General features: G+C 61.3%; 12 protein-coding genes. 8 read left to right on the top strand and 4 right to left on the bottom strand.

The window, feature by feature from the left end; all coding sequences use genetic code 11:
* Position 1: 1 nt before the first annotated feature.
* The 4 genes from KZH41_RS11135 to leuC all read right to left on the bottom strand — a co-directional run bounded on the left by KZH41_RS11135 (position 2) and on the right by leuC (position 5,008).
* Positions 2 to 1,363, bottom strand: coding sequence for an ATP-grasp domain-containing protein (locus KZH41_RS11135; protein ID WP_094953814.1), 1,362 nt, complete (start codon positions 1,361 to 1,363; stop codon positions 2 to 4).
* A 30-nt stretch (positions 1,364 to 1,393) separates the two neighbouring features.
* A complete protein-coding gene (locus tag KZH41_RS11130) occupies positions 1,394 to 2,548 on the bottom strand; it encodes a KamA family radical SAM protein (RefSeq protein WP_242155258.1) in 1,155 nt (384 codons plus the stop codon).
* 430 nt (positions 2,549 to 2,978) lie between these two features.
* Entirely contained in the window at positions 2,979 to 3,593 is a 615-nt protein-coding gene (gene leuD / locus KZH41_RS11125) for a 3-isopropylmalate dehydratase small subunit (protein ID WP_263274820.1), read from the bottom strand.
* Complete coding sequence (gene leuC, locus KZH41_RS11120) at positions 3,590 to 5,008, bottom strand: 3-isopropylmalate dehydratase large subunit (protein WP_094952094.1); 1,419 nt, start codon at positions 5,006 to 5,008, stop codon at positions 3,590 to 3,592. The genes leuD and leuC overlap by 4 nt, the downstream gene beginning before the upstream one ends.
* Before the next feature lie 287 nt (positions 5,009 to 5,295).
* On the opposite strand from leuC, the gene KZH41_RS11115 reads away from it, so the two are divergent.
* From KZH41_RS11115 to KZH41_RS11080, 8 genes are read left to right on the top strand one after another with little or no spacing between them, the layout of a single operon-like run.
* The gene (locus KZH41_RS11115; RefSeq protein WP_094952095.1) at positions 5,296 to 6,498 is read left to right on the top strand and encodes a PepSY-associated TM helix domain-containing protein; all 1,203 of its coding nucleotides are present in this window, start codon (positions 5,296 to 5,298) and stop codon (positions 6,496 to 6,498) included.
* Positions 6,495 to 7,034: a thiamine pyrophosphate-binding protein gene (locus KZH41_RS11110; protein WP_242155255.1), complete on the top strand. Its 540-nt coding sequence runs from the start codon at positions 6,495 to 6,497 to the stop codon at positions 7,032 to 7,034. The genes KZH41_RS11115 and KZH41_RS11110 overlap by 4 nt, the downstream gene beginning before the upstream one ends.
* A complete protein-coding gene (locus KZH41_RS11105) occupies positions 7,031 to 7,360 on the top strand; it encodes a hypothetical protein (protein ID WP_242155254.1) in 330 nt (109 codons plus the stop codon). The genes KZH41_RS11110 and KZH41_RS11105 overlap by 4 nt, the downstream gene beginning before the upstream one ends.
* The gene (locus KZH41_RS11100) at positions 7,357 to 7,917 is read left to right on the top strand and encodes a DUF6162 family protein (RefSeq protein WP_263274819.1); all 561 of its coding nucleotides are present in this window, start codon (positions 7,357 to 7,359) and stop codon (positions 7,915 to 7,917) included. Before KZH41_RS11105 ends, KZH41_RS11100 begins: the two co-directional genes overlap by 4 nt.
* Positions 7,918 to 7,936: 19 nt before the next feature.
* A complete protein-coding gene (locus KZH41_RS11095) occupies positions 7,937 to 8,857 on the top strand; it encodes a metal ABC transporter substrate-binding protein (RefSeq protein ID WP_094952100.1) in 921 nt (306 codons plus the stop codon).
* On the top strand, positions 8,854 to 9,600 hold the full coding sequence (locus tag KZH41_RS11090; RefSeq protein ID WP_094952101.1) for a metal ABC transporter ATP-binding protein: 747 nt from the start codon (positions 8,854 to 8,856) through the stop codon (positions 9,598 to 9,600). The genes KZH41_RS11095 and KZH41_RS11090 overlap by 4 nt, the downstream gene beginning before the upstream one ends.
* The gene (locus tag KZH41_RS11085; protein ID WP_094952102.1) at positions 9,597 to 10,496 is read left to right on the top strand and encodes a metal ABC transporter permease; all 900 of its coding nucleotides are present in this window, start codon (positions 9,597 to 9,599) and stop codon (positions 10,494 to 10,496) included. The genes KZH41_RS11090 and KZH41_RS11085 overlap by 4 nt, the downstream gene beginning before the upstream one ends.
* Complete coding sequence (locus tag KZH41_RS11080; RefSeq protein ID WP_094952103.1) at positions 10,496 to 11,467, top strand: metal ABC transporter substrate-binding protein; 972 nt, start codon at positions 10,496 to 10,498, stop codon at positions 11,465 to 11,467. The genes KZH41_RS11085 and KZH41_RS11080 overlap by 1 nt, the downstream gene beginning before the upstream one ends.
* The last annotated feature ends 147 nt before the right edge of the window (positions 11,468 to 11,614 follow it).

Genomic DNA, 11,614 nt, shown 5'->3' with positions numbered 1-11,614 from the left:
GCTAAACCTTATTCTCGATGATCACGTGCAGGTTTTGCCTGATCGCGTCATGCAAGGCATGAGCATCGGCGGCATCGTCGACCTTGGCCCAGCACTTGAGCAGGTAGTGCTCTTCAATATCGGCGTCGATGTAGTGACCGGCGTCCTGTTGCGCGTACTCGAGCACCGACGCGTGATGCTCCAAGAACTGCAGGCCCTCGATGCCCTTGAAGTAGCCACTGCGCTCCGGGTAAACCGCCAGCATCGCGTAATGTTGGTCGCCGTTGGCGACCTTGTGCGCGCCAGCCTCAAGTTGCGCATTGAGGCCCGGCTCGCCCAGCAGCAGCTGCATATACAGCTGATGCGGGTTGATCGCGGCAAGGTCACGCAACGCCGCGTTGACATACAGCCCGCCCACGCGCGGGTTGATCTCAATGACCACAGGCCCGGCATCGGTCATGCGGAATTCGAAATGCACCACCGCGTTGGTCAGCCCGACTGCGCGCAAGCATGCAACGGCGTACTCACGGATCTGCTCGCACTGCTGCGCCGTGAAAGAGGTCGGCGGAGAAATCAGCAGGTTCTCCAGGACAGTGCCGCTGCGCTCGGTCAGCAGCAGTTTTTCGTTGATCAGCAGCGCATGAACGCGCTCGCCGATCACCACGCATTCCACGCTGCCTTCAACGCCGGGGATATAGCCTTCCAGAAGGATACTGCGCCCTGGAATGTATTCGCGCCGCTGTCCGTCTGCTTCGGGCAAGCTGTGCGCGTAGCCATAAAAGTCAGCATAAGAGGCTGCGCCGTGGTCGCTCAGGAAATGTGCGTAATGGCTGCGCAGCTGCGCCCAGTTGGAACACTTCGTGATAAACGCCGAGGCACCACCAAAGGGCGGTTTGGCGATCAGCGGATAACCTACCCGGTCGGCGCCCGCCTGGAGTTCCTGCTCGTTATTGCACAGCGCGAACGGCACCGAACGCAGCCCCTGTTTTTTCAACATGCGGCGCATCAGGTACTTGTTATTGCACGCGGCAATCGCCTCCGGGCAGCTGTACACCAGGCCCAGGCGCTTACAGGTGTGTGCAACGATGCAGCCGACTTCGCCCTGTGCAGACGGATGCCCGGCATGGCAGAAAATCGCGCGAATCTGGTAGCGCCCATCCAGCCGGCCCACCAAGTCCAGAATCGACTGTTCAGTTAACGACTCGAGCAGGAACACTTCATCACTGTCGTCCCGCAGCCGCTGCAGGTGATGACGCCCCGCGACCCCAGCGGTCAAACAGACCAGGCCTTGTGCACGCGCGACAGCAAAGTGGGGCTCGCGGTAGCTGTAACGCACCGAAACACTGTCATCGACATCAATAAAAAGAATCGCATCTTGCTTCATAACTGACACAGCCTCTTGCCGTAAGTTAATTCAGGCATCCTGCCAACTGCACCAGTGCCCTTCCCAGTTACGGAAACGGTAATGACGCAGCCCGTCACGCACTTCAAAATGCGGCAAGTCTTCAGGCTTTTCAAAATCCAGCAACGGCACGGTGAACTTACCCTGTGCATGCGGCAGTACATATTCGGGCATGGCAATGTTGGACACGCGCCGTTTGAGGCGATCCATAATAGCGATGGCTTGGCTGATCGAGGCTTTATACTCCGACGCACCCGGTGAGAACGGCATAAAGTGATACAAGTAATACGGCTTTACACCCAGGCGATAAAGATCAATAAACAGTTTATGCAAGGTCGCTTCATCGTCATTCACGCCGCGCAACAGTGGCATATTAGAAAATACAATGGGCACCACGTTCTGGATACGTTTTACCGCTGCTGCAAAATCAGCCGTCAGTTCAAGCGGGTGGCAAACATGCACACCAAACGCGTTGACGTTGTACTTCTCGAGCATCGCCACCAATTCGTCGGTGACGCGAAACGGGTTGAAACTCAACGCCCGTGAATGAATACGAATCAACAGGTCGTCACTGATTGAACGCAACGCCGCCAAGTTTTCTTCCAGCTTGCGGTCGGCCAGCATCAACGGGTCACCGCCGCTGAGGATCACTTCTTCAATCGCCGGGTTATTACGGATGTATTCCACCGAATCCTTGAAGGAGTCGGTGCTGGCGTTGGCTTTTTCGGTACCAACCTGCAAGGTGCGCAGTGCCTCGAAGCAAAACTGGCAATAGGCATTGCAGGTGTTGGTCATGCGCAGAATCACGCGATTGTCGTACTTGTGCTGGCAAATCGGCGTTTTCATTTCATGCCCGAGTTCCCAGTTCTCGGACGTGCCGTCGTAATCGCCCGCGACCTGCTCACTCCAATACGGCACCACTTGGCGCCATAACGGGTGGTCGGTTATCGGGCCGCCAGTGAGTGAGCGCTTTATCAAATCAATATAATAAGGCGTGATCTGCATCTTGCGGTCTTGCAAGTTGTGCTCGATATGCGCTGTTATTTCTTCACTCCAACCACCGCACGCATTGCGCAGTGCAGGTTCATCGCGCAAGGCATTCTTTTGCTGCCAGCGCCAGTCTTGCCATTGTACCGAGCGGTACGTTGCTTGATCAAAAATCGACATGAGTAGGTACTCTCTGTTTTTCAACTTATATTAAGGACATATCAATGCGTGCCGTTCCATGACCGGAAAGGCATTAATATCCGCAATAAAGACAATCGTTTACAGGCGAGCGCTGCCGATCAGGTTATCAGCGTGATCACCGGCACCAGAGAGGTGTAACAACTCACTAATTCATCGGTCATAGCATCAACTTCCTTTTCTTATAATGTGCTGACTTTCCAAGTCAGCCCTCACTTAAGCCGATGATCTACAACGTGTCAACCCAATAACCCTTTACGTTTCCCGGAATTAACCCTTTCGCACGCCACGGCCCCAGCAATGAGTGAGGAAGCCCGCTTTTAACGCCGACTATTTGAAAAGTAAATAACACAACAAAACGCCCTCTTATTAAATAGAGGGCGTTCTTTCTACGTATATAACTACGTAATTCTCAACTTAGCCAAGGGTTGGCAGCCAAATGCCTGCGCTCAAACGCTTTGATTTGCTCACTGCGCTGCAAGGTGCTGCCAATCGCGTCCAGGCCGAGCAACAGCGCGGTCTTGCGCAAGGTGTCGAGCTGGAACGGGATGACCTGGCCATCGGCCAGCCGAATCTGCTGTGCCTCAAGGTCTACGCTGATCTGCGCCTGGGCAGCCTGGCTGACGGTCTGCCCGAGTTTCTGCAATATCGCCTCGTCCAAGGTAATCAACAACACCCCGTTACGCTGGCAGTTGTCATAGAAAATCCCGGCAAAGCTGCTGCCGATCAGCGCGCGGATGCCCATTTGTTTCAAGCCCCACACCGCGTGTTCGCGGCTGGAGCCACAGCCGAAGTTCGGCCCAACCACCATGAAGCTCGCACCCTGCCAGGCCGGCTGGTTCAGCACGAACGCTGGGTTGGGCTGGCCGGACGCTAGAAATCGCAGGTCGAAGAACAGCCCACGGTCCAGACCGCTGCGGTCGATGCCCTTGAGAAACTGCTTGGGCATGATCACGTCGGTGTCGATATTCGCCGCCAGCATCGGCGCGGCTTTGCCGGTGACCAGAGTGAACGGTTGCAGGCTCATACACGGTCTCCAAAGTGGCGAATATCGGTGAGGCGGCCCGTGATCGCGGCGGCGGCCACCATCGCCGGGCTCATCAGGTGCGTGCGTGCACCCGCGCCCTGGCGGCCTTCGAAGTTACGGTTGGTGCTGGAGGCGCAGCGGTCGCCGGCGGCGAGCACATCGTCGTTCATCGCCAGGCACATCGAGCAGCCGGACTGGCGCCATTCGAAACCGGCGTCGATAAAGATCGCCGCCAGCCCTTCGGCCTCGGCCTGGTCGCGCACCTCGGTGGAGCCGGGCACGATCATCGCCCGCACGTGGTCGGCCACGTGTTTACCGCGCACCACGCTGGCGGCGTCGCGCAGATCTTCGATGCGGGCGTTGGTGCAGGAGCCGATAAACGCATGGCTGATGACGATATCGCTGAGCGGCATGCCGGCTTCCAGGCCCATGTAGTTGAGGGCCCGACGCATGTCCTGGCGCAGGATCAGGTCGCTGACGTCCTGCGGGTCGGGCACCCGAGCGCCGATAGGCGCGGCTTGGTCGGGGCTGGTGCCCCAGGTGACCATCGGCGCCAGGGTGTTGGCATCCAGATACACTTCGCGGTCGAACACGGCGCCTGCGTCCGAATGCAGTTGGCGCCAGCCCACCAGTGCCTGCTCCCACAGCTCGCCCTGCGGCGCGCGGGGCTTGCCCTTGAGGTAGGCGAAGACTTTTTCGTCCGGCGCCATGAAGGCGCCACGCGCACCGGCTTCCACCGCCATGTTGCAGATGGTCATGCGCGCTTCGACGCTCAGCGAATCAATGGTGGAACCGCGAAATTCGATGGCGTAACCGGTGGCACCGGACGCACCGATCTTGCCGATCAGCGCCATGATCACGTCTTTGGAGGTCAGGCCTGGCGCCAGCGCCCCTGTGACCGTCACGCGCAGGCTTTTCAGGCGCTTGTAGACCAGCGTCTGCGAAGCCAGCAGGTGCTCGATTTCCGAAGTGCCGATGCCAAACCCGAACGCGCCGAGGGCGCCGTAGGTGGTGGTGTGGCTGTCACCGGCGGCGATCACCATGCCCGGCAGGATGAAACCCTGCTCCGGGGCGATCACGTGTTCGATGCCTTGGCGCTTGTCGAGGATATCCAGCAGCTCAATGCCGAAGTCGCGGCAGTTTTGCGCCAGATACGACACCTGCCGCGCCCCGCCCGCATCCGGCATCGCCGCGATGCGCTTGGGCGTGGTGGGGTTTACATGGTCGACCACCGCCAATGCCGTGCCGGGGCGCCACACCTTGCGCCCAGCCTCGCGCAGGCCGCTGAAGGCCTGGGGGCTGGTGTATTCGTTGATCACCTGACGGTCGATATAAAGCAGCACATGGCCCTGGTCATCCAAGGGGCACACCGTGTGGGAATCGATGTGTTTGTCGTAGAGGGTTCTGGCAGTCATTTTTCTTAGGGCTCACGTTCTTGGGGCTGGCTCAACGGCATACACCCATCCTACGCAGCCACCCCGCCTCATCAATGGCGCCAGGGTGATGGCTTGGAACATGTTTCGTGTTCGATCTGCACCTCAAAGCACTGCGAATGTGAACCTGAAACATTTTCTTTCATATCTGGCTTAGGGATTTCTGATTCTCATCCGTCTTAACTTAGATACAGCCCGTCGCGTCAGCAAAAGCTACGACCGGCCTTTTCCGGGCCTCTTTCGCCCCTCCGATCAAGATCCTCATTCACATGTCGAAGAAGTCGCGCTCCAAACTCTGGTTTCTCGTGCATAGCTGGCTGGCATTGCCCATCTGGTTCTTTGTGCTGATTGTCTGCGTCACCGGCACCCTGGCGGTGGTCAGCCAGGAAATCGTCTGGCTGGCCAACCCGGACATCCGCGCCAGCAAACCATCGGATGACGCCGAACTGCTGAGCTTTGACCAGGTGATCGCGGCCATCAAGCGCGACGAACCCCAGGCAATCGTGCAGTCCATCGTGCGTCCGGATGAATCGCACTTTGCCCTCAGTGTCGACCTCAGCTACCCCGACGGGCGCTCCGTGGAGGTCTACGTCAACCCGTTCACCGGCGCGATCCAGGGCATCAGCCCGTCGTTCAACTTCAAGCAATTTACCCGCGCCCTGCACGGCTGGTGGCTGGTGCCGTTCACCAATGGCTTCAGCTGGGGCTGGTACCTGGTCTCGGCGCTCGGTCTGCCGTTGCTGGCGTCGCTGGTCACCGGGCTGGTGGTCTACAAGCGCTTCTGGAAGGGCTTTCTGCGCCCTACGCTGCGCATCCGCCACGGCGCGCGGATCTTCTGGGGCGATTTCCACCGCCTGAGCGGTATCTGGTCGATCTGGTTTATTGCGGTGATTTCCATCACCGGCACCTGGTTCCTGATCCAGGCGATCCTGGGGGACAACCAGATTTCCATCTCCAGCGAACCGATCGTGCCGGTGATTGCCCGCGAGAAGGTGCCGACGTCTGCGCCCGGCGTGCCGGCACCGATGATCCCGCTGGACGACGCCATCAAGATTGCCACCCAACGCATTCCCGGGCTGGACGCCACGTTCGTGTTCCTGCCGCTCAATGCCTACAGCCACCTGCAGATTGGCGGGCGCGGCTGGTACCCGCTGATGTTCCAGACCGCCCAGCTCAACCCATACAGCGGCGAGATTGCGGTGTCGCACTTGCTGTCCGACCGCTCGACGCTGGAGTTCGTCACCGAATCCATGCGCCCACTGCACACCGGCGACTTTGGCGGGCTGTGGATCAAGCTGATCTGGGCATTCTTCGGCCTGGTGCTGAGCATGATGGTATTGAGCGGCCTGCTGATCTGGACCAAGCGCACCGCCCTGGCCACCCTCAACGCCCTCAAGCGCGAAGCCAAGACGCAACGTGCGCCGGCTTCCATCCCAGCCATGCACGCTGAAACCTCGCAGGCCCACTCATGAGCAAGGTCGCTCGCGCTACGCCCCCTTCGCCGCTGCGCGCCTTTTGGCTGAAATGGCGGTTCCACATCAACATCCTGCTATTGCTGGTGCCGCTGGGGTTCATGCCCAAATACTTTGCCGATGCCGCGTTGTTTCGCGGCGACAGCGGCATTGGTGAGCGGGTGGTCGGGGACGTGCAGGTCGGGCCCTGGAGCCTGAAGCTCGCCGAGTTCCGCAATGAAGGCCCAAGCCCGGACCCGGCCGGCCCGATGAAATTCTTCAACGCCGCCCTGTGCGACACCTGCGCCGGGCAGGTCAAGGCCACCTACCTGCGCATCGGCAAACCGCGCAGCCTGCGCGCCGCCGGGGTGATCTTCTTTGGTACGCCGTACCGCATGGGCGCCGCCTTGCCGGTGCCGGAACGCACGCCGGCCGACGCCGAACTGTGGGTCACCATGGAAGGCTGGGACGGCACGATGCACCAGGGTTCCATCCCGCTGAGCCAGGCCTCGCCTGCCACCATTGCCTGGCTGAACAAGCAAGGAGTTAAACCATGACTTTCAAGCGCCTGACCCGCGCCTGCGCCGCACTGTTGCTCGGCGCCGGTTTCAGTACCGTGGCCCTGGCCCACAACCCGATGTGCGAATGCAAAGAGATCCCCGGCGAGCAGATCCAGTGCACCGGCGGTTTCTCCGACGGCAGCGGCGCCCCGGGTGTGACCCTGGACGTGATCGGCTACGACGAAACCATCCTGCTGCCCGGCAAACTCGGCCAGGACTCAACCCTGACCTTCAAGAAGCCTGCGGCCGAGTTCTATGTGCTGTTTGATGCAGGCCCCGGCCACGTCGTGGAAATCGACCAAGCGGATATCCAACCTCAATGAGTACCACACAGGTAGTCCGCCCGGCCGGTGCCGGCCACGAAACCCTCTACGTGCTACTGCTGTGCCTGATCATCCTCGCGGTGGCAGGCTCGGTGATTGCCCTGCACGGTGAAACCCAGGAAGTTGCGGCGCTGCCCAGCCACCAGTTGGATGCGCGCCGCGACCTCAGTGCCGCCGAGCAAGGCATCTACGCCGACCTGCGGGTGACCCTGGATGAGATCCAACTGCTGCAACAGGAGCAAAGCGCGCTGCCGACGCCTGAGCAACTGGCCGAAGAAGGGTTTGCGCCGTTTGCCCAGGACGCCAGTTCGGTCAGCCGTGGCGACCATCGCTGGCAGTTGCTGGCGCCGTCGGCCTATGTAGGTCTAAGCCAGACGCCCAGTGCCAGCGGCTCGCTGCTGATGCGCGTGCACGGCGCCGAGCCGGATATCTGGCTCAACCGCCAAGCCAACCTCGCCACCCCTTCCGACCTCACTGACCAGGCGCTGATCGCTGCCGGCTGGCAACAGGTGGTCGCGCAATTCGATGCCGGCGTTACGCGCCAGCACCGTCACTGACCGAGAAGACCGATTGCCCATGTCTATTTCATCTCCCCTGTTGCGCCTGTTGCTGGTCAGCCTGTTCAGTTTGATGCTGGCACCTTTGGCGAACGCCGAGGCAGCCAAACGCCTGCGCATCGGCATCACCCTGCACCCTTATTACAGCTACGTCACCAATGTCGTCGGCGACAAGGCCGAGGTGGTGCCGTTGATTCCGGCCGGTTTCAACCCGCACGCCTACGAGCCGCGCGCCGATGACATCAAGCGCATCGGCACGCTGGACGTGATCGTGCTCAACGGCGTCGGCCATGACGATTTCGCCGACCGCATGATCGCCACCAGCGAGCGCCCGGGCATCCCGGTGATCGAGGCCAATGCCAACGTGCCGCTGCTGGCCGCCACCGGCAATGCCGCGCGCGGTGCGGGCAAAGTGGTCAACCCGCACACCTTCCTGTCGATCAGCGCCTCGATTGCCCAGGTCAACAACATCGCCCGAGAGCTGGGCAAACTTGACCCGGACAACGCCAAGACCTACACCCAGAACGCCCGCGCCTACAGCAAGCGCCTGCGCCAGATGCGCGCCGACGCCCTGGCCAAGCTGACCAGCGCGCCCAACCCGGATCTGCGCGTAGCCACTGTGCACGCGGCCTATGACTACCTGCTGCGCGAGTTCGGCCTGGAAGTCACCGCCGTGGTCGAGCCGGCCCACGGCATCGAACCGAGCCCCAGCCAGCTGAAAAAGACCATCGACGAACTGCGCGCCCTGGACGTGAAGGTGATCTTCTCGGAGATGGATTTCCCATCCACCTACGTCGAGACCATCCAGCGTGAATCCGGGGTCAAGCTGTACCCGCTGTCGCATATCTCCTACGGCGAATACACGCCTGAAAAGTACGAAGTGGAAATGACCGGCAACCTCAACACTGTGGTGCGGGCGATTCAGGAGTCGGGGGCATGACGGCGGCAGAGCACCTGAAGGTGGCCAGCATTGGCCCGACCCTCGACTTCGACAAGGTCTCGCTGACCTTGGGCCGCACCGTGATCCTCGATGGCGTGAGCTTCCAGGTCCAGCCGGGCAGCATCCACGCATTGGTCGGCCCGAATGGCGGCGGTAAAAGCTCGCTGATCAAGACCCTGCTGGGGCAAACGCCACACCAAGGGCAGTTGCGCCTGGAGTGGCCGACCACACCCGGCACCGTCGGCTATGTACCGCAGGCGTTGGAGTTCGACCGGGGCTTGCCGATGACTGTCGACGACTTCATGGCGGCCATGTGTCAGCGGCGCCCGGCGTTTCTTGGTTTGTCCAAGCATTACGCCGGGGCAATTGGCGAGGCGCTGGAACGGGTGGGCATGCAGGACAAACGTAAACGCCGCATGGGTGCGTTGTCCGGCGGTGAGCGTCAGCGCGTGTTGCTGGCCCAGGGCCTGATCCCGGCACCGCACCTGCTGGTGCTGGATGAACCGATGTCGGCCCTCGATGAAGCCGGCATCCAGGTTTTCGAAAGGCTGATCAATGACTGGCGCCTGGCCGGGATCACCGTGCTGTGGATCGAACACGACCTGGACGCCGTGGGCCGCCTGGCCGACCGCGTTACCGGCCTGAACCGCCGCGTGCTGTTCGACGCCACGCCCAAAGAGGCGCTGACCCCGGATCGCCTGTTGACCCTGTTCTCCACTCACCCTCGGAGCCCGGCGCAATGAGTTATGAAGCATTTCGTTTGATGGTCCAGGGCTGGGCCTCTTCCGGCTATCTGCCGGAAGCGCTGGCCTATGGGTTTGTGGTCAATGCCTTGCTCGCCGGTTTGCTGATCGGCCCGGTACTGGGCGGCCTGGGCACGCTGGTGGTGGTCAAGCGCTTCGCGTTTTTCTCCGAAGCGGTCGGGCATGCCGCACTGACCGGCGTGGCCGTGGGCATTCTGTTGGGTGAACCCTACACCGGGCCGTATGGTGCACTGTTCGGTTACTGCCTGTTGTTCGGCATCCTGCTCAACTACCTGCGCAACCGCACCGGCCTGGCGCCGGACACCTTGATCGGCGTGTTCCTCTCGGTGTCCCTGGCGTTGGGCGCGAGCCTGCTGCTGATCCTGGCGGGCAAGATCAACGTGCACATCCTCGAGAACGTGCTGTTTGGGTCGGTATTGACGGTCAACGGCAACGATTTGCTGGTACTGGCCGTGGTTGGCTCACTGGTGATGGCCCTGGCGCTGCCGCTTTACAACCGCATCATGCTCGCCAGTTTCAACCCGCAACTGGCCGCCGTGCGCGGTGTGGCCGTGAAGACCCTGGATTATTTGTTTGTGATCCTGGTGACGTTGATCACCGTGGCGGCGGTCAAGGTGATCGGCGCGATTCTGGTTGGCGCGCTGCTGGTGATTCCGGCAGCCGCCGCTCGCCTGCTGAGCCAGTCGCTCAAAGGCTTTTTCTGGATTTCGGTGGTGATCGCCACGGTGAGCACGCTGTGCGGCATCCTGCTGCCGATCATCTTCGACCTGCCTATCCCGTCCGGTGCCGCGATCATTCTGGTGGCCGGTATCGCCTTCGCCTTCGCCGCCATCGCGCGCGGCACCGTGCCCAGCCTCAAAGGGAATCTTGGATAATGCGCCCTGTCTTTCGCCCACTGGCCTTGGCCATCGCCTGTTTGCTCAGCACCTCGGCGCTGGCCGCCGTCGACGGTTTTAATCCCAACGAGTTCAAAGTCAACCAAGGCCTCGGCCATGCCGCCCTGACCAAGGCCAAGAAGCCGGTCAAGGTTCTGGCCTCGCTGCCCATCACGTACGGCTTGGCCGAGGTGCTGCTCAAAGGCACCGACGTGAAGCTTGAGCGCGCCGCGCCGCCCAACCTGCCCGGCTCGCGGCAGGTGTCCTACTTCACCGGCCGTGGCGCGCAGGCGTTGAACAGCCTGGCCCAGGACGCCGACGCCACCATCGGCCTGCGATCGCTGTGGGCGGATGACCCGCTGTACCCGGTGGCGCGGCGCAGCAATATCCGCATCATCGAAGTTGACGCCGCACGCCCGGTGGACGGCGGCTTGCCGGGTATCGCCGTGCAGCCGGGCAGCACCGATGGACTGAACAGCCAGCCGTGGCAGTCGAGCAACAACATGGGGCGCATGGCCGATGTGATGGCCGCCGACCTGAGCCGCCTGGCGCCCAGCGCCAAACCAAAGATCGACGCCAACCTCGCCGCCCTCAAACAGCGCCTGCTCAAACTCAACGCCGACAGCGAAGCGCGACTGGCCCAGGCGGACAACCTGAGCGTGGTCAGCCTGAGCGATCACTTTGCGTATCTGATCAGCAGCTTGAACCTGGAAGTGGTCAGCACCGATGCACGGCCGGATGCCGATTGGACGCCTGAGGCGTTACAGGCGTTAACCGCCAGCTTGAAGGGCAGCGACGTGGCCGTGGTGCTGCATCACCGCCAGCCGAGTGAAGCGGTGAAAGCGGCGGTGACGGCATCCGGTGCGCAGTTATTGGTGTTGAACGTCGACAGTGCCGACCCGGTGGCGGAGTTGGAAAGCAATGTGGACCAGGTGCTCAAAACACTGATGCCTGACTCAGAGTTCTTGTGACAAACAGGCTTGCTGTGGCGAGCGGGCTTGCCCCGCGTTGGGCTGCGCAGCAGCCCCAATAAGACCGCCGCGTTCTTTCAGACAAATCACCTTCGAAGGTTTTGGGGCTGCTGCGCAGCCCAACGCAGGGCAAGCCTGCTCGCCACA

Origin of the sequence: Pseudomonas sp. YeP6b (assembly GCF_025642995.1) — a bacterium.
GTDB lineage: Bacteria > Pseudomonadota > Gammaproteobacteria > Pseudomonadales > Pseudomonadaceae > Aquipseudomonas.
This window is presented reverse-complemented; position numbering and strand designations above follow the sequence as displayed.